The sequence below is a fragment of the Amycolatopsis lexingtonensis genome (assembly GCF_014873755.1).
In the GTDB taxonomy this organism is placed as follows: domain Bacteria; phylum Actinomycetota; class Actinomycetes; order Mycobacteriales; family Pseudonocardiaceae; genus Amycolatopsis; species Amycolatopsis lexingtonensis.
In genome coordinates, this window is record NZ_JADBEG010000001.1 from 4,050,595 (window position 1) to 4,070,845 (window position 20,251).

Consider the following 20,251-nt stretch of genomic DNA (forward strand, 5'->3'; position numbering starts at 1 on the left):
GCCGAGCGACGTCCACTTGCCGGGGAGTCAACCGCACCCCCAGCAGGGAAACCCCCAGACTTGCCCTTCGACCTGCGGTCCGCCCCGAACGCCCCGGAACCCCAGCTCAGCCCCGGTCCCCTCCCGCCGCCCCGCGAGCGCCCCAATGTGGCGTTGGTTGCGTCAGACGCACCCAATGTGGCGTTCGGTGCGTCTGACGCACCGAACGCCACATTGGGGCGCTTGCCGGGCACGACCGACGCGGCACTTTCACGTGAAAGTGCCGCCTCCGTGAGCCCCGGTCAGGCTTCGTCGCCGCCCAGGACGAAGCGGACCAGGTCGTCCGCGTCCATCTCGCCCACGTCGCCGTCCTCGGACTCGGGGGTGGCATCATCCGAGCGCTCCGCCGCCTCCGACAGCAGCTCCACCAGCCCCAGGGAACGCAGCTGGTCGAACGACACCGAAGCCAGGAACTTCCGGACCCTCGCCTCCTCCGCCGACGCCGGGACGTCGGCCTCGTCGCCGAACAGCTCGCGGTGCAGGTGGGCCGCCACCGCCTGAGACGTCGGGTGGTCGAACACCAGCGTCGACGGCAGCCGCAGGCCGGTGCGCTCGCCCAGGACGTTGCGGACCTCCACCGCGGCCAGGGAGTCCACGCCCATCTCGCGGAACGCCTGTGACGGCTCGATGTCGCCCGGTTCGCCGTAGCCGAGCAGCTCGGCCGCCACCGTGCGGACCAGCTGGAGCAGCGCGTCCCGCCGTTCCGCCGGGTCCAGTCCGGCGAGTTCCTCGTGCAGCGTCGCCTCGGCCACCACCGCGTCGCGTTCGGAGCCCGCCGCCGACAACGCCTGGCGGACCTCCGGCAGCTCGCTGAGCAGCGGGCTTTCGCGGGGCAGCGTGAACGTCTGCGCGAAGCGGTTCCAGTCGAAGTCCGCCGCCAGCACCGAACCGCGGACGCTCAGGGCCCGCCCGAACGCCACCATCGCCTCTTCCGGGACCAGCGGCACCAGGCCGTGGCGCTGCATGTGTTCGAGCATGTCGCCCTGCATGGCCATGCCGGCCTCGCCCCACACGCCCCAACCGATCGACACCCCCACCAGGCCGCGGCGCTCGCGGTCCTCGGCCAGTGCGTTGAGGTAGGCGTTCGCGGCGGCGTACGCGCTGAGCTTGCCGCTGCCGAGCATGCCCGACACCGACGAGTACAGCACGAAGAAGTCCAGCTCCCGGTCCCCGACCAGCTCGTCGAGGTGCCGCGCACCCTCCACTTTGGACTTCAGGACGCCTTCGACCTCCTCCAGGGTCAGCGTGACAACGTCGGCGCCGTCCTGGGCGACGCCCGCGGCGTGCACGACGCCGCGCAGCGGGTCCGTCTCGGGGATGGCCGCCAGCACCGCGGCCACCTGGGCGCGGTCCGAGACGTCGCACGCGACCACCGAAACCTCGGCGCCGCGGCCGGTCAGCTCCTCGACCAGCTCGGTCGCGCCCGGGGCGGCGGGTCCGCGGCGGCTGGTCAGCACCAGCCGCCGGACGCCGGCGTCGGCCAGCCAGCGGGCCGTCTCGACGCCGAGCGCGCCCGTGCCGCCGGTGATGAGGACCGTGCCCGGCCCGGCCAGCGCCGGGGTGACCGACGGGGTCTCCGCCGCCGTCGTGCGCCGGAGGCGGCGGCCCAGCAGGCGGCCGTCGCGCAGGGCGATCTGGTCTTCGCCGCCGAGGCCGGCCAGCACGTGCGGCAGGTGCCGCAGGTCGGCTTCGCCGGGGTCGGCGGGCAATTCGACCAAGCCGCCCCAGGCCGCCGCGCGTTCCAGCGCGACGGTGCGGCCGAAGCCCCAGACCGCCGCCTGGCCGACGGTGTCCGCGGCCGCGTGCCGTCCCTCGACCGGCAGCGCTTCGCGGGTGAGACACCACAGCTTGGCTTCGACCCCGGCCCGGGCCAGTGCCTGGACCAGCACCGCGGTGAGCACGACGCCCGGTGGCGCGGTCGGCGCCGCGTCGATCGGGCGGGTGCTCAGCGCGAGCAGCGACACGACGGCGTCGAACGGCCCCGCCAGTTCCCCGAGCCGAGCGGTGAGGGCGGCCGGGTCGGGGTCGGTCACGGTGACGACGGTGACGTCGCCGGGGAGCGCAGCGAGCACCCGCGCGCCCCAGTCGCCGGTGTCCTCCGGGACGACGGCCAGCCAGCGGCCCGGCCCGGCGGCACCCGCCGGGGGCTTCAGCGGCGTCCAGTCGATGCGGTACCACCAGCGGTCGACGGCGGCTTCGGTGCGCAGCTTCTCCCGCCACGACGACAGCGCGGGCAGCACGGCGTCCAGCGCGGCCCGGTCGACCTCCAGCGCCGAGGCCAGCACCTCGCCGTCGGTCGCCGCGACCAGGCCCCACAGCCGCGCGTCGGCGGCACTCTCGCCGCCCTCGGGGACGGCCTGCGGAGCCGGTTCGGGCCAATAGGTCTTGCGCTGGAAGGCATACGTCGGCAGCGGCACCCGTGCGGTGACGCCGGCTCGTTCGTAGAACGCTTCCCAGTCGATCGTGACGCCTTGGGCGTGTGCCCCGGCGACCGCGGTGACCACCCGGCGCCAGTCGCCTTCGCCGGTGTGCAGCGTTTCCTGGAACACCAGCGGTTCGCCGGTGCGGTCCATGGTCTGTTCGAGGGCCATCTTCAGCACCGGGTTCGGGCTGGGCTCGATGAACGCGCTCGCGCCGCCGGCCACCATCGCGTCGGCCGCTTCGCCGAACAGGACGGTCTGGCGCAGGTTCCGGTACCAGTACCGGGCGTCCAGCTCCGCGGTGTCCAGCAAGCCGCCGGTCACCGACGAGTAGAACGGCACGTCGGAACTGCGCGGCGTCACCGGCGCGAGCAGTTCGAGCAGGTCGTCCTCGAGGAGTTCGACCTGCGGCGAGTGCGCGGCGAAGTTGACCCCGGCCAGGCGCCAGCGCATCATCCCGGCGGCAGAGAGCCGCTTTTCCAGTTTCGCCATGGCGTTCTCGTCGGCGGAGACGGTGACCAGCTTGGGCCCGTTCACCGCGGCGATCGAGACGTCGTCGCCCACGAGCGCGCGGACGTCGTCGACCGGGGCCACCACCGAAAGCATCACACCGGTGCGGGCAAGCTTCTGCCGGATCAGGCGGCTGCGCAGGGCGACCACGCGCGCGCCGTCCTGAAGGGACAGTCCACCCGCGACACACGCGGCGGCGATCTCACCCTGCGAGTGCCCGGCGACGGCGGCGGGTTCGACGCCGAACTCGCGCCACAGCGCGGCGAGCGACACCATCACCGCCCACAGCGCGGGCTGGACGATGTCGACCTCTTCGAGAGCTTCGGCGTCGTCGAGGACGTCGAACAGGGACCAGTCGACGAACTCGCTCAGCGCGGCGGCGCACTCGGCCATCGTCGCGGCGAACACCGGCGACGCGGCCAGGAGGTCGCGAGCCATCCCGGCCCACTGCGAACCCTGGCCGGGGAAGACGAAGGCCGGGTTGCGCGTGCCGAACGCGCGTCCGGTCACGACGTCCGGGGCCGCCTCACCCGCGGCCACCGCGGCGAGCGCCGCGACGAGCCCGGCCCGGTCCTCGCCGACGACGACGGCCCGGTGCCCGAACGACGTCCGGCCCGCCAACGCCCGGCCGACGGCGGAAACATCCTGGTCGGTGAGGTGCGCCAGCAGCCGTTCGGCCTGCCCGCGCAGGGCACCGGCGGTCCGCCCGGACAGCACCCACGGCACGATCGACGGCGGCTGCGCCGGTTCGGGCGCGGGCACCGGCGCCGGGCCGGCTTCGAGCACGGCGTGCGCGTTGGTGCCGCTGATGCCGAACGACGACACCGCGGCGCGGCGCACGCGCCCGGTCTCCGGCCACGGCCGGGCCGCGGCCAGCACCTCGACGCCGCTGTCGTCCCAGTCCACATGGGACGACCGGGTTTCGGTGTGCAGCGAGCGCGGCAGGACGCCGTGGCGCATCGCGAGGACCATCTTGATGATCCCGGCGACACCCGCGGCGGCCTGGGTGTGCCCGATGTTGGACTTGACCGAGCCGATCGGCAGCGGGTGTTCCCGGTCCCGGCCGTAAGTCGCGATGAGGGCCTGCGCCTCGATCGGGTCGCCGAGCGCGGTGCCGGTGCCGTGCGCCTCGACCGCGTCCACGTCCGAAGTGGACAGCCCGGATGCGGCGAGTGCCTGGCGGATCACGCGTTGCTGCGACGGGCCGTTCGGCGCGGTCAGGCCGTTGGACGCACCATCGGAGTTGACCGCGCTGCCGCGCACGACCGCGAGGATCTCGTGGCCGTTGCGGAGCGCGTCGGACTGCCGTTCCAGCACCAGCATGCCGACGCCCTCGGCGAAGCCCAGCCCGTCGGCGTCGTCGGAGAACGCCTTGCAACGGCCGTCGGCGGCGAGCCCGCGCTGGCGGCTGAAGCCGACGAAGGTGCCCGGCGTGGCCATCACGGTCGCGCCACCGGCCAGCGCCAGTTCGCATTCGCCGCCGCGCAGCGCCTGCGCGGCCAGGTGCAGGGTGACCAGCGACGACGAGCACGCCGTGTCGACGGTCAGCGTCGGGCCTTCGAAGCCGAAGGTGTAGGCGACGCGGCCCGAAGCGACGCTCGGGGAGCTGCCGTTGCTTTCGTAGCCGTCGGTGTCGGCGAGGTGGTTGAGCGTCAGGCCGTAGTCGTTGTACATCACGCCGACGAACACGCCGGTGCGGCTGCCGCGCAGGCTCACCGGGTCGATGCCGGCGCGTTCGACGGCCTCCCAGCCGGTCTCCAGCAGCAGGCGCTGCTGGGCGTCGGTGGCGAGGGCTTCGCGCGGGTTCATGCCGAAGAACTCGGGGTCGAAGTCGCCCGCGTCGTGCAGGAAGCCGCCTTCGCGCGTGTACGTCGTGCCCGGGTGGTCCGGGTCCGGGTGGTAGAGCGAGGCGACGTCCCAGCCGCGATTGGCCGGGAACGCCGTGATGGCGTCGCGTTCCTCGGCGAGCAGCCGCCAGAGGTCCTCGGGCGACTCGACGCCGCCGGGGAAGCGGCAGCTCATGCCGACGATGACGATCGGGTCGCCGGCCACCGCGGCCGGCTTCGGCGTCTCGTCGGCGACGGCCCCGGAGCCGAGCAGTGCCTCCAGGAGGTGCTCGCCCAGCGCGGCGACGGTCGGGTAGTCGAACACGGCAGTGGCACCGAGCCGGACACCGGTCACGCCGTCGAGCCGGTTGCGCAGCTCGAGGGCGGTCAGGGAGTCGAAGCCGAGCTGCTGGAACGTCTGGCCGGCGTCGATCGCGCCGCCGTCGGCGTGCCCGAGCACCTGCGCGACCTGGGTGGTGACCAGCTCGCGGACGGCACGGGTGCGCCCGGCGGCGTCGAGCGCGCCGAGCCGCTGGACGAGCCCGACGGCCGCTTCGGCGCCCGCCGCGGACCGCTTGAGCGGGACGCGGATCAGGCCGCGCAGCACCGGCGGGACGTCGCCCAGCGCACGCAGCACCGGCAGGTCGAGCCGGACCGGGGCGACGTCGGGGACACCCGCGGCGAGCGCGGCGTCGAACAGCGCGGTGCCGAGTTCGGTGGAGATGGCCGGAGTGCCCGCGCGGGCCATCCGCGCGAGGTCGGCGTCGGACAGGTCGCTGGTCATGCCGCTGCCGGACGCCCACGGGCCCCAGCCGAGCGAGGTCGCGGGCAGGCCCTGTTCGTGGCGGTGCCGGGCGAGGGCGTCGAGGAAGGCGTTGGCGGCGGCGTAGTTGGACTGGCCCGCGGTGCCGACGGTGCCGGCGACCGAGGAGAACACGACGAACGACCGCAGGTCCCGGGTCAGTTCGTGCAGGTTCCAGGCGCCGGCGACCTTGGGCCGCAGGACGCGCTCGAAGCTCTCCGCGGTCTGCGAGCCGAGGACCCCATCGTCGAGGATGCCGGCGCTGTGCACGACGGCGGTGAGCGGGTGCTCGAGACCGTCGATCAGGGTCCGCAGCGCGTCCCGGTCGGCGACGTCGCAGGCGGCGGTGGTGACTTCGGTGCCGTGCGCGGCGAGTTCCGCGACGAGGGTGGCGACTTCGGCGGGGTCGCCCCCGCTGCGGCTGACGAGCAGCAACCGCCGCATCCCGTGCTCGGCGGCGAGGTGGCGGGCGAAGACCGCACCGAGGCCGCCGGTGCCGCCGGTGATGAGGACGGTGCCGTCGGGGTCGCCGAATTCCCGTGCTTCGGGTTGAAGTGCGACGCGGGCGAGCCGTCCGCCGTGCACGCGGCCGTTCTTGACGGCGACCTGCGGTTCGCCGGCCGCCAGTGCGGCTTCGAGAGTGCTGCTTCCGTCGGTGTCGACGAGTGTGAGGCGGCCCGGGTGTTCGGCCTGGGCGGAGCGGACCAGGCCCCACACGGCCGCGGCGACGGGGTTGCCTTCGGTGGCACCGCGGGTGACGACGGCCAGGCGGGTCTCGCGGAGGCGATCGTCGGCGAGCCAGCGCTGGAGGAGGTCCAGGACGCGGGTGGTGACGGCGAGGGCGGTGGCCGCGGGGTCGTCGCCGGGCGGGTCGAGCAGCGGGAGGACGACGAGACTGGGCGCGGCGGTGGCGGCGGCTTCGAGGTCGGTGAAGGATTCTGCTTCCCGAAGCACATCAGCCGACCCGAGAACGCCGAAATCGGTGAGTTCCTTCGGCTCGACGGCCAGTGGGGTCCAGGTGAGCCGGTACAGGTTCTCCTGGCTGACCTGCCGGACCTCCGTCGGCTGCCGCAGGCGCAGCGTGGCCACCTCGGCCACCGGCTCCCCCGCGGTGTCGGCGATCGCGAGGGAAACCCCCGCGGCCGTCCGCGTGATCCGCACCCGGACCGAAGCCGCGCCGGTGGCGTGCAGCTGCACCCCTTCCCACGCAAACGGCAACCCGGCTTCGCCACCCAGCAAGCCGATCGCGTGCAGGCACGCGTCGAACAGCGCCGGGTGCAGGCCGAACGCGCCCGCCTCCCCCGCGTCGTCCGCGGGCAGGGCCACCTCGGCGAACACCTCGTCGCCGGACTGCCACGCCGCCCGCAGGCCGCGGAACGGGCCGTCGTACGACAAGCCGCCGTCGGCCAGGCGCTCGTAGTGGTCGGAAAGGTCGACCGGCGGAACCGCGGGCGGCCAAGGGAAAGCAGCCGTCGCCGCACGGCGTGGGCCGAGTACGCCGGTCGCGTGCTGGACCCACGTCAGGTCGTCGCCGTCTTCCGGTCGCGAGTGGACGGTCAGCGTCCGGCGCCCGTCCTCGCGCGGTGCGGACACCCGCAGCTGCAGCTGGACCCCGCCGCGCTCGGGCAGCACCAGCGGCGCCTCCAGGATCAGGTCGTCCAGGCACGGCGTCCCGGCTTCGTCCCCGGCCCGCAGCGCCAGCTCCGCGAACACCGTGCCGGGCAGCACGACCGCGCCGCCGACGACGTGCCCGCGCAGCCACGGGTGCCCGGACACCGACAGCCGGCTCGTCAGCAGCACCTCGCCCGACCCGGCCGGGCGCACCACGGCCCCGACCATCGGGTGCCCGCCGACGCCCAGGCCGGCCGCCGTCGCGTCGCCGCGCGGGGTCGCGCCGCCGCGGGGCCAGAACCGCTCGCGCTGGAACGCGTACGTCGGCAGGTCCACGCGCCGGCCGCCCGGCAGCACCGCGGGCCAGTCGACCCGGGCCCCGACGACGTGCAGCCCGGCGAGCCCGGCCAGCGCCGCCCGCGGCTCGGGGGTTTCCTTGCGCAGCAACGGAACCGTGACCGCGTCGGCCACCGTACCCGCCGTCATGGCGGAGAGGACGCCGTCCGGGCCGAACTCGGCGAACACGCGCACGCCGTGCTCGTGCAGCGCCGTCACACCGTCGGCGAACCGGACCGTCCGGCGCACGTTGTCAACCCAGTGCTCCGCGGTGAAGTCCGTGACGAGCGCACCGGTGACCGTCGAAACCACGGGGATCCGCGGCGGCGCGTAGGCCAGCTCCAAAGCCACCGCGCGGAACTCGTCGAGCATCGGGTCCATCAGCGGCGAGTGGAACGCGTGGCTCACCGTGAGCCGCTTGGCCTTCTCGAACCGTTCGGCGACAGCGAGCACGGCTTCTTCGGCTCCAGCGAGCACCACGGCGTCGGGGCCGTTGACCGCCGCGATCGCGACGTCGTCGCCCAGCAGCGGCTCGACTTCCGCGGCGGTGGCGCGCACGGACACCATCGCGCCACCCGCCGGCAGCGCACCCATCAGCTCGGCGCGCGCCCGCACCAGCGTGCACGCGTCGGCCAGCGACAGCACACCCGCGACGTGCGCGGCCGCGATCTCGCCGACCGAGTGGCCGAGCACGTAGTCGGGCCGCACGCCCCACGACTCGAAGAGCCGGTACAGCGTGACTTCGAGGGCGAACAGCGCGGGTTGCGCTGCGGCCGTGTCCGCGAGCCGCCGCGAGTCCTCGCCCCAGACGACCCCGGCCCACTCGCCGGGCAACTGCTCGGCGATCGCGTCCCAGGCCTGCGCGAAGACGGGGTACCGGGCATAGAGCCGACGTCCCATGCCGAGCCGCTGGGCCCCCTGCCCGGCGAACAACGCGGCCAGCTTCGCCGATTCGACGACCCGGCCGGTGACGACGGCGGGGTGCGATTCGCCGGACGCCAGCGCTTCCAGCGCCGCGGACAGTTCGGCGCGGTGCTCCGACAACACCACCGCGCGGTGGTCGAACGCGGCCCGGCCGGTGGCGAGGGTGTACCCGGCGTCGACGCGGTTGACGTCGAGTCCGGCCAGCCGCGCGGCCTGCTCCCGCAGCGCGCGTTCGGTCGTGGCCGACACCGGCCACGGCACGACCCCGGCGTCCGGCGGCGCTTCCGCGAGCACCGGTTCCGGGGCCTGCTCGATGATCGTGTGCGCGTTGGTGCCGCTGATGCCGAACGACGACACCGCCGCACGCCGCACCCGGCCGGTCTCCGGCCACGGCCGGTTGTCGGTGACGACCTCGACGTCCCCGGCTGTCCAGTCCACATGCGACGACACTTCCCCGGCGTGCAGCGACGGCGGCACGACCCCGTGCCGCAGCGCGGCGACCATCTTGATCACGCCCGCGACACCGGCCGCGGCCTGGGTGTGGCCGATGTTCGACTTCACCGAGCCGAGCAGCAGCGGCGTTTCCCGCTCCTGGCCGTAGGTCGCGAGCAGCGCCTGCGCTTCGATCGGGTCGCCCAGCGTGGTCCCGGTGCCGTGGCCTTCGACGACGTCGACGTCCGAAGTGGACAGACCGGCGACTGACAACGCCTGCCGGATCACGCGTTGCTGCGACGGGCCGTTCGGGGCGGTCAACCCGTTGGACGCGCCGTCGGAGTTGACTGCGCTGCCCCGGACCACCGCCAGGACCGGGTGGCCGTTGCGGCGGGCGTCGGAAAGCCTTTCCAGCAACAGCATCCCGGCGCCTTCGGACCAGCCGACGCCGTCCGCGCCGTCCCCGAAGGACTTGCAGCGGCCGTCCGGGGAAAGCCCGCGCTGGCGCGAGAACCCGACGAACGTGCCCGGCGTCGACATCACCGTGACGCCACCGGCCAGCGCCAGCGAGCACTCCCCCGAGCGCAGCGCCTGCGCGGCCCAGTGCAGCGCCACCAGCGACGACGAACACGCCGTGTCCACCGTGACCGCCGGGCCCTCCAGCCCGAGCACGTAGGCGACGCGCCCGGATGCGACGCTGCCCGCGCTGCCGTTGCCCTGGTATGCCTCCAGGTCCGCGCCCGCGACCAGGCTGTTGTAGTCGTTGTACATCACGCCGGCGAACACGCCGGTGCGGCTGCCGCGCAGGGTGCGCGGGTCGATGCCGGCGCGCTCGAACGCCTCCCACGAGACTTCCAGCAAGAGCCGCTGCTGGGTGTCGGTGGCGACGGCCTCGCGCGGGCTCATCCCGAAGAACGCGGCGTCGAACTCGGCGGCGTCGTGCAGGAACCCGCCGTGGCGCGTGTAGGACGTGCCCGGGTGGTCCGGGTCGGGGTCGTAGAGGGCGTCGACGTCCCAGCCGCGGTCGGCCGGGAACTCGGTGATCGCATCGGTGCCGCCGGTGACCAGCTCCCAGAGCTGCTCGGGGGTGGTGACGCCGCCCGGGTAGCGGCAGCTCATCGCGACGATCGCGATCGGCTCGTCGGCCACCGCCGCGGTCACCGTTGCGACGTCGACGCGGTCGCCGTCGCCCTCGCCCAGTTGCTCGCCGAGGTGGCGGGCCAGCGCGGTGACGGTCGGGTAGTCGAACACCGTCGTGGCCGGCAGCGCGACCCCGGACGCGGCGGTCAGCTTGTTGCGCAGGTCGACCGCGGTGAGCGAGTCGAACCCCAGTTCCTGGAACGTCTTCGCGGCCGGGACGGCCGTGGCGTCGGCGTGCCCGAGCACCAATGCGACCTGCTCGCGCACCAGCGTCAGCAGCGCGTCGGCGCGCTCTTCCGGCGTCAGCCCGGCGAGGCGGCGGAGCAGCCCGGCGGCCCCGCGGCCGGCCTGCTTGCGGCCGGTGACGCGGACGAGGCCGCGCAGCAGCGGCGGGATCTCCGGCTGGGTGCGGAGCACCGGGAGGTCGAGGCGGACCGGCAGCAGCACCGCGCGGTCGGTGGTGAGCGCCCGGTCGAACAGGCGGATGCTCTGCTCCGGCTGCAGCACGGGCATGCCGAGCCGGGCCATCCGCTCGAAGTCGGCTTCGCTCAGGGTGCGGGTCATGCCCGTCGCCGCGGCCCACGGGCCCCAGCCGAGCGACTGCGCGGGAAGGCCGTCGGCGGTGCGGTGCAGGGCGAGCGCGTCGAGGAAGGCGTTGGCGGCGGCGTAGTTCGCCTGCCCGGCGCCGCCGAAGGTGCCGGCGACCGAGGAGAACGAGACGAACGCGGCCAGGGGGAGGTCGCGGGTCAGCTCGTGCAGGTTCCAGGCCGCGTCGACCTTGGGCCGCAGCACAGCCGCGAGCCGTTCGGGCGTGAGCGAGCCGAGGACGCCGTCGTCGAGGACACCGGCGGTCTGCACGACCGCGGTGAGCGGGTGCTCGCTCGGAACGTCGTCGAGCAGCGCCCGCAGTGCGTCGCGGTCGGCGATGTCGCAGGCCCGGACGTCGACTTGGGCTCCGGCCGCGGTGAGCTCGGCGGCCAGCTCGGCCGCGCCCTCGGCGGCCGGGCCGCGGCGGCTGACCAGCAGCAGGTGCCGGGCGCCGTGCTCGGTGACCAGGTGCCGGGCCAGCAGCCCCCCAAGCCCGCCGGTGCCCCCGGTGATGAGCACGGTCCCGTCCGGGTCCCAGCCCGCACTTTCACGTGAAAGTGCGGCTCCCTGGTCGGCACTTTCACGTGAAAGTGCCGCTTTGCGGTTCAAAGCGTAGCTTTCACGTGAAAGTGCCGCGTCGGCGCGGGCGACGCGGGCGGCGCGGGGTTCGCCGTCGACGAGCGTGAGCTGCGGTTCTCCGGTGGTGAGCGCGTTGGGCAGGGCGGCCAGGGACGCATCGGTGCCGTCGAGGTCGATGAGCGCGACGCGGCCCGGGTGCTCGACCTGCGCGGTGCGGACCAGGCCCCAGACGGCGGCCGCGGGCAGGTCGGCCCCGGTCGTCGCGCCGCGGGTGACGAGCACGAGCCGCGCGGGCCGCTCCTCGGCCAGCCAGTCCTGCAGCAGGCCCAGCACGTGCGTGGTCAGTTCGTGCGTCTCCTGGACGACGTCGGCGGTCTCGTCGGCGGCCAGCGGCCACAGGACGACGCCCTCTTCGCCGTCCAGTGGGCCGGAAAGCCGGGTGGCGGCCGGGAAAACGCCCGCCACGCCGAGCGGATCGACGCCGGCGACCGAGACCGCGCCGGTTTCGGGTGCGCCGACGGCGATCGGCGTCCAGTCGAGCTGGAACAGCGAGTCGCGGTCGGCGGCCGGGGCCGCGGTCTGGGGCCGCAGCACCAGCGAGCGCACAGTCGCGACCGGTTCGCCGTCGAGGCCGGTCAGGTGCAGGGACACCGCGTCGTCGCCGAGGGGCGAGACGCGCAGCAGCACCGCGGTCGCGCCCGAGGCGTGCACGGTGACGCCCTCCCACGAGAACGGCAGGGCGCCCGGGCGGACGGTGGCGCCGAACGAGGTGGCGTGCAGGCACGCGTCGAGCAGCGCCGGGTGCAGCCCGAACGCCTCGGCGGGCTCGTCCTCGGGCAGCTCGACTTCGGCGTAGACGTCCTCGCCGTGGCGCCAGGCGGCGGTCAGGCCGCGGAAGGCCGGGCCGTACTCGAAGCCCTGGTCGGCGAACCGGTCGTAGAGGCCGTCGAGGTCGATCTCGGTGGCGTCGGCCGGCCGGACGACCGGTGCGGCGGGCTCTCCGGTGGCGCGCAGCGTGCCCCCGGCGTTGCGGAGCCACAGCTCGTCCGGCGCGTCTTCGCGGCGTGAGTAGATCGTGACGGGCCGGTCGCCGTCCTCGCCCGGTGCGCCGACGGCGACCTGGACCTGCGTACTGGCCTCCTCGGCCAGGACCAGCGGCGCTTCGAGGGTCAGCTCGCCGACGACCGGGCAGCCCGCCTGCTCACCGGCCGCGGCGGCCAGTTCCAGCAGCGCGGTACCCGGCAGCAGCAGCGAACCCGCGATCCGGTGCCCGGCCAGCCACGGGTGCGCAGCGAGGGAAAGCCGTGTGGTGTAGAGGAATCCGCCGGACTCGGGCAGCTCGATGCCGCCGCTGAGCATCGGATGCGCGACGGCGTCGAGCCCGGCACCGCCGGTCAGCAGTGCCACGCGCGGCCAGAACCGCTCGTGCTGGAAGGGGTACGTCGGCAGCTCGACGCGGCGGCCACTGTCCAGGTAGGACGCCCACTCAACTTCGACCCCGTGCAGGTGCAGCGCGGTGAGTGCGTCGACGACGGACTCTTCCTCGTCGCGGTCGCGGCGCAGGCACGGTACCGCGACCGCTTCCGGCGGCAGGGTTTCCGCGGCCAGCGCGCTGAGCACCCCGGCCGGGCCGAGTTCCAGGAACGCGGTGACGCCGTCCTGGACCAGGGTCATGATGCCGTCACTGAACCGGACGGCGCCGCGGACGTGCCGCACCCAGTAGTCCGCAGTGGACAGTTCCGGACCGGCGACCGCGCCGGTCAGGTTCGACACCACCGGCAGCTCGGCGGCCGCGTACTCGATCGTCTCCGCGACCGCGCGGAAGTCGTCGAGCATCGGGTCCATCAGCGGCGAGTGGAAGGCGTGGCTCACGGCGAGGCGGCGGGTACGGTGCCCGTCCGCGGCGAACGCGGCGGCGATCTCCGTGACGGCGGCCTTGTCGCCCGAGATGACGACCGACTCGGGCCCGTTGACGGCGGCGATGGACACCCGGTCGTCGAGTGCTTCCGCCACCACGGCTTCGGGTGCGCCGATCGCGATCATCGCGCCACCGGCGGGCAGGGCGGCCATCAGGCGGCCACGGGCGGCGACCAGCCGACACGCGTCCTCGAGAGAGAAGACTCCGGCGACGTGTGCCGCGGCCAGCTCGCCGATCGAGTGCCCGAGCAGCAGGTCGGGGGTGACACCCCACGAACGCACGAGCCGGTACAGCGCTACCTCGATCGCGAACAACGCGGGCTGGGCGACGTCAGTCGATTCAAGCGACGCCTCGGCGTCGAACATCCGCTCCTGCAGCGAAGGGTCGAAGTGCGCGCAGATCTCGTCGAGCGCGGCGGCGAACACGGGGAACCGCTCGGCCAGCTCGCGGCCCGCTCCGGCGCGCTGGGCGCCCTGACCGGTGAACAGGAACGCCGTCCGGACGCCGGATACCGCTTCGCCGACCGCGAGCCCGGGAGCGTCGGTGCCGTCCGCGAGGGCGGCGAGCGCGGCCAGGGGGTCGCCGGTCAGGACCGCGCGGTGCTCGAACGTGGTGCGCGTCGTGGCCAGGGACCAGGCAACGTCACCCGGGCCGGACGCCAGCAGCCGGCTCGCCTGCTCCCGCAGGGCTTCCGGGGTGCGGGCCGACAGCAGCCACGGCGCGGGCCGCCCGGCGGAAGCGGGTTCCGGCTCGGCGGCCGGGGGTTGTTCCAAAACGACGTGGGCGTTGGTGCCGCTGATGCCGAACGACGACACCGCCGCGCGGCGCGGACGCCCGGTCTCCGGCCACGGCCGGGTCGCGGTGACCAGCTCGATGTCCCCGGCCGTCCAGTCCACATGGGACGAAGGCGCGTCGACGTGCAGGGTCTTCGGCACGACACCGGACCGCAGCGCGTACACGGACTTGATCACGCCCGCCACACCCGCCGCGGCCTGGGTGTGCCCGAGGTTCGACTTGATCGAGCCGAGCAGCAGGGGCCGGAACTCGTCGCGGTCCTGGCCGTAGGTGGCCAGCAGGGCCTGGGCTTCGATCGGGTCACCCAGGGTGGTCCCGGTGCCGTGGCCTTCGACGACGTCGACGTCCGAAGTGGACAGACCGGCGGCGGACAACGCCTGCCGGATCACGCGTTGCTGCGACGGGCCGTTCGGCGCGGTCAGGCCGTTGGACGCGCCATCGGAGTTGACCGCGCTGCCCCGGACGACCGCGAGCACCGGGTGGCCGTTGCGGCGGGCGTCGGAAAGCCGTTCCAGGACCAGGACACCGACACCCTCGGACCAGCCGACCCCGTCGGCGGCGTCCGCGTAGGACTTGCAGCGGCCGTCGGCGGCGAGCCCGCGCTGACGGCTGAAGTCGATGAACGTCCCCGGCGTCGCCATGACGGTGACACCACCGGCCAGGGCCAGCTCGCACTCACCGCGCTGCAGCGCGGTCGCGGCCATGTGCAGCGCGACCAGCGAAGACGAGCACGCCGTGTCGACCGTGACCGACGGTCCTTCCAGGCCGAAGACGTACGAGAGGCGCCCGGACAGCACACTGCCCGCGTTGCCGGTACCGAGGTAGCCGAGCGAGTCGGCCGGGAACTCGACGTTCGCGCCGAGGTAGTCGTGGTACATGATCCCGGCGTAGACACCGGTGCGGCTGCCCCGCAGGGTTTCCGGCCGGATCCCCGCGCGCTCCAAGGCTTCCCACGACGTCTCGAGCAGCTGGCGCTGCTGCGGGTCCATGGCGAGGGCCTCGCGCGGGGAGATGCCGAAGAAGCCGGGGTCGAAGCCGGCGACGTCGTCGAGGAAGCCGCCTTCGCGGGTGTAGCTGGTGCCCGCGTGGTCGGGGTCCGGGTGGTAGAGGGCGTCGACCGGCCAGCCGCGGTCGCCCGGGAAGCGGGAGACGCCGTCGCCGTCGCCGAGCACGAAGTCCCACAGCTCGTCGGGCGAGGTGATGCCGCCCGGGTAGCGGCAGCCCATGGACACGATGACGACCGGGTCGGTCTCGACCGGGGCCGTACGCACCGGGGCCTGGACCGCTTCGAGGGTGCCGACGAGTTCGTCGTGCAGGTGGCGAGCGAGGGCGAGGACCGTCGGGTAGTCGAAGACGAGCGTCGCGGGCAGCCGCAGGCCGGTGTCGGCCTGGACGGCGTTGCGCAGCTCGACCGCGGACAGCGAGTCGAACCCGAGGTCCGAAAAGGACTGTCCGGGTTCGACCTGGCCGATCGAGCTGTAGCCGAGCAGGCCGACGACGTGCGTGCGGACGAGGTCGACGAGCGCTCGCTGCCGATCGGCCGGGGCCAGCCCGGCGAGGCGGGCGGTGAGCCCGGAGTCGGCGCGGGCCCGGCGGCGCGTGCTGCCGCGGACCAGGCGGCGCAGCAACGGTGGCACTTCGGGTGCGGCGGAAAGCGTATCGAGGTCGAGCCGGACCGGCGCGAGGAGGGCGTCGTCCGCGCCGAGAGCGGCGTCGAACAGGCTGAGGCCCTGGTCGAGGGTCAGCGGCGGGGTGCCGGCGCGGGTCATCCGGTCGAGGTCGGCGTCGGTGAGGGTGCCGGCCATGCCGGTCTCCCACGCGCCCCAGGCGAGGCTGACGGCGGGCAGGCCGCTCGCGCGCCGGTGGGCGGCGAGGGCGTCGAGGTAGGCGTTGCCGGCGGCGTAGTTGCCCTGCCCGGCCGCGCCGAAAACCCCGGCCACGGACGAGAAGAGCACGAACGTCTGGGCGTGCTCGGCGAGTTCGTGGAGGTGCCAGGCGGCGTCGACCTTGGGTCGCAGGACGGCGTCGAGCTGGTCTTCGCTCAGCGCCCCGAAAGTCGCGTCGTCGAGCACGCCCGCGGTGTGCACGACGGCGGTGATCTCGTGCTCGGCGAAGACCGCGGCCAGTGCTTCGCGGTCGGTGACGTCGCAGGCGATGGCGGTGGCTTCGACGCCCAGCTCGGCGATCAGCTCGGCCGCGCCCGGGGTGTCCGGGCCGCGGCGGCCGAGCAGGAGCAGGCGGCGGGCGCCGTGTTCGGCGACCAGGTGCCGGGCGAGGTGCGAGCCGAGCCCGCCGAGCCCGCCGGTGATCAGGACGGTGCCGTCGAAGCGGCCTTCGGACGCGGGCGCGACGGCGGCTCGGCCGAGCCGCGGGACGTGCAGCTTCCCCTCGCGGACGACGACCTTCGGCTCCCCCAGCGCAACGGCCGCGCCGAGCAGCGCGTCGTCGGTGGTGTCGACGAGGGTGATACGGCCGGGTTGCTCGGCCTGCGCCGAGCCGAGGAGGCCCCAGACCGGCGCGGTGGCGAGGTCGGTGGAACTGGCCACGACGACCAGGTGCGAGTCGGTGAAGCGGTCGTCTTCGAGCCAGGTCTGGACGGTGTGCAGGACTTCGCGCAGCGTCTCGCGGACAGCTTCGGGGGTGTCGCCGCCGGAGGGCCGGTAGACGACGTGGGAGGGCGTCCCTGTGGCCTCGCCGAGCGCCGGCCAGTCCACCGGGCCCGCCGCCGCGGTGGCCGGGACCGGGACCCAGTCCACGGTGAACAGCGATTCGTGCCGGGCCTTCCGCCCGGCGCCGGTGCCCGCGGCGACCGGGCGCAGCGCCAGCGCCTCCACCGACGCCACCGGCTCGCCCGCGGTGTCGGTGACCTCGATCGCCACCGACACCGGGTCGGCCGCGTCGATCCGGACCCGCAGCGCCGAGGCGCCCGGCGCGTGCAGCGTCACGCCCGTCCACGCGAACGGCAACAGCCGGTCGGCGTCCTCGCCGCGGTCGGCCGCGCCCAGGGCGTGCAGCGCCGCGTCGAGGACGGCCGGGTGGAGGCCGTACGCGTCCGTCGCACCCGCCTTCCGCGGGGCGGTGACCTCGGCGAACACCTCGGTGCCCCGGCGCCAGACGCGCTCCAGGCCCTGGAACGCCGGGCCGTAGCCGAACCCGGCGGACGCGAGGCCGTCGTAGAAGCCGGTGAGGTCGACCTCTTCGGCGTCCGCGGGCGGCCAGGCCAGCGGCACCGGATCGGCGGCCCCGGGGGCCAGCACGCCGCCGGCGTGGCGCTCCCACGCCGTGTCCTCGGGTTCGTCCTCGAGTCGCGAGTGGACGGTGAACGCGCGCCGCCCCGCGTGGTCCGGGGCGCCGACCAGCAGCTGCAGCCGGACGCCGCCGCGTTCGGGCAGGACCAGCGGCGCTTCCAGGGTCAGCTCGGCGACGCGCGGGCAGCCGACGCTGTCGCCCGCCCGCATCGCCAGCTCCAGGAAAGCCGTGCCGGGCAACAGGATCGCGCCCATGACGACGTGGTCGGCCAGCCACGGCGTCGCCGCCGCGGAGAGCCGGCCGGTGAACAGGTGGCCCTCGCCGTCGGCCAGGCCGGTGGCCGCGCCGAGCAGCGGGTGCCCGGCCGCGGTCAGGCCGAGCCCGCCCGGGTCGGTCGCCGCCGCGCCCGGCGGGGTCGCCTCGGGCCAGTAGCGCTCGTGCTGGAAGGCGTACGTCGGGAGGTCGATCAGCCGCGCGCCCGTGCCGGCGTAGAAGCCCCTCCAGTCCACGGGAACCCCGGCGACGTGCAGCGCCGCGACGGCCGTGGCCACGGACTGTTCCTCCGGCCGCCCGGACCGCAGCAGCGGCACGCACTTGACGTCGTCGCCACTCACCATCGCGGACAGCACGCCGTCCGGTCCCAGCTCGACGAACCGGGTGACGTCCCGCTCGGCCAGCCACCGCACGCCGTCGCCGAAGCGGACGGTGTCCCGCACGTGGGAGACCCAGTACGCCGGGTCCTGCAGCTCCCCCGCGGTCGCGGCGCGGCCGGTGCGGTTCGACACGACCGGCAGCGTCGCCTCGCCGTAGGAGATCCGGCGCGCGACGGCGGCGAACTCACCGAGCATCGGTTCCATCCGCGCCGAGTGGAAGGCGTGGCTGACCCGCAGCCGCTTGGTCCGCCGGCCGCTCAGCGCGGCTTCGAGCGCGACGATGGCCGCCGCGTCCCCGGAGAACACCACGGAGTCCGGCCCGTTGACCGCGGCCAGCGAAACCTCCGGGCCGGTGATCAGGCCGAGGGCTTCGGCTTCGGTGATTTCGGCGGCGAGCATCGCGCCACCGGCCGGCAGCTCCTGCATGAGCCGGCCGCGGGCGGTGACGAGCGCGCAGGCGTCTTCCAGGGAGAACACCCCGGCGACGTGTGCCGCGGCCAGCTCGCCGACGGAGTGCCCGAGGAGGTAGTCCGGCCGCAGCCCCCACGACTCCACGAGCCGGAAGAGCGCGACCTCCAGCGCGAACAACGCGGCCTGCGCGTGCTTCGTGTCGTCGAGCCCGGTACCGGTCCGCACGACCTCGGCGAGCGCCGGGTCGAGGTGGGCGCACACGGCGTCCCAAGCCTCGGCGAACACCGGGAACGCTTCCCGCAGTTCGAGACCCATCCCGGCACGTTGTGATCCCTGTCCGGTGAACAGGAACGCCATAGCGCCCGAAGTCGCGACACCGGAAGGGCCGTTCCCCTCGGCCAAAGCGGTGAGCCCGGCCCGCAGATCGTCCACAGTAGACCCAGTGAGCACCGCTCGATGAGGCAGCGCGGCCCGTGAAGTACCCAAGGAGAAAGCGAGGTCCAGCGGTGACGAGTCCACAACGGACAACAGCCGCGCGGCCTGGCCGCGCAAGCCCGCTGCGTTCTTGCCCGACACTGGCCAGTTCAGCACCCCGGGCACCCGCGGCGACGGCTCGGCGACGGCCTCGACCGCGGGCGCCTGCTCCAGGATGACGTGCGCGTTGGTCCCGCTCAGCCCGAACGACGAGACACCGGCCCGGCGCAGCCGCCCGGTCTCCGGCCACGGCCGGGTGCCGGTGACCAGGGCCAGCCCGCTGCTGTCCCAGTCGAGCGCCGACGTCGGCGCGTCGACACCCAGCGTCTCCGGCAGGACGCCGTGCTGCAGCGCCAAGACCATCTTCAGCACCCCGGCCACGCCGGCGGCGGCCTGGGTGTGCCCCAGGTTCGACTTCACCGAGCCGAGCCACAGCGGTTCGCCGTCGCGGTCCCGGCCGTAGGTGGCGGCCAGCGCCCGGGCTTCGATCGGGTCGCCGAGCGTGGTGCCGGTACCGTGCGCCTCGACGGCGTCGACGTCGGCCGGGGTCAGCCCGGCACCCGCCAGCGCCGCGCGGATGACGCGCTCCTGCGCCGGCCCGCTCGGGGCGGTGAGGCCGTTGGACGCGCCGTCCTGGTTGACCGCGCTCCCCCGCAGCACGGCGAGAACGCGGTGGCCGTTGCGCTCGGCGTCGGACAGCTTCTCCAGCACGAGCACGCCCGCGCCTTCACCCCAGCCGGTGCCCGCCGCGCCCTCGGCGAACGAGCGGCAGCGGCCGTCGGGCGCGAGCCCGCGCTGACGGCTGAAGGCGATGAACAACGTCGGGGTGGCCATCACGGTCGCGCCGCCGGCCAGCGCCAGCGAGCAGTCGCCGCGGCGCAGGGCGTGCGCGGCCAGGTGCATCGCGACCAGCGACGCCGAGCACGCCGTGTCGACGGTGATCGCGGGCCCCTCCAGGCCGAGCGCGTAGGCGACGCGTCCGGAAAGGACACTGGAGGCGTTGGCCGTGGAGAGGTAGTCCTCGGCGCCTTCGGCCGCGCTCGCGGCGAGGTGGATGTAGTCCTGGAAGTTCGTGCCGGAGAACACGCCGGTGGATGAGCCGCGCAGCGACGCCGGGTCGATGCCCGCGCGCTCGATCGCCTCCCACGAGATTTCCAGCATGAGCCGCTGCTGCGGGTCCATGACCAGCGCTTCCCGCGGCGAGATGCCGAAGAACGCCGGGTCGAAGTCACCGGCCTCGTGCAGGAAACCGCCGTGGCGCACCGAGGACGTGCCTCGCGAGGTGCCGTCCGGGTCGTGCAGCCGGTCGACGTCCCAGCCGCGGTCGGCCGGGAACTCCGTGATCGCGTGCCGCCCCGAGGACAGCAGGTTCCACAACGCTTCGGGCGTCGACGCGCCACCCGGGAAGCGGCAGCCGAGCCCGACGATCGCGATCGGTTCCTGGTCGGCCGTCTCGGCCTCCCGCAGCTTCGCGCGCGTCTCCTGCAACTCCACGGTGACGCGCTTGAGGAAGTGCCGGAGCTTCTCTTCGTTGTCCATCAGCG

General features: G+C 74.3%; 1 protein-coding gene. It reads right to left on the bottom strand.

Annotation, left to right across the window (positions count from 1 at the left end; translation table 11 throughout):
• Positions 1 to 281: 281 nt before the first annotated feature.
• Positions 282 to 20,246 carry a type I polyketide synthase gene (locus tag H4696_RS50180; protein ID WP_225956835.1) on the bottom strand — a complete coding sequence of 6,655 codons (19,965 nt, stop codon included), beginning with the start codon at positions 20,244 to 20,246 and terminating at the stop codon, positions 282 to 284.
• Between the last annotated feature and the right edge of the window lie 5 nt (positions 20,247 to 20,251).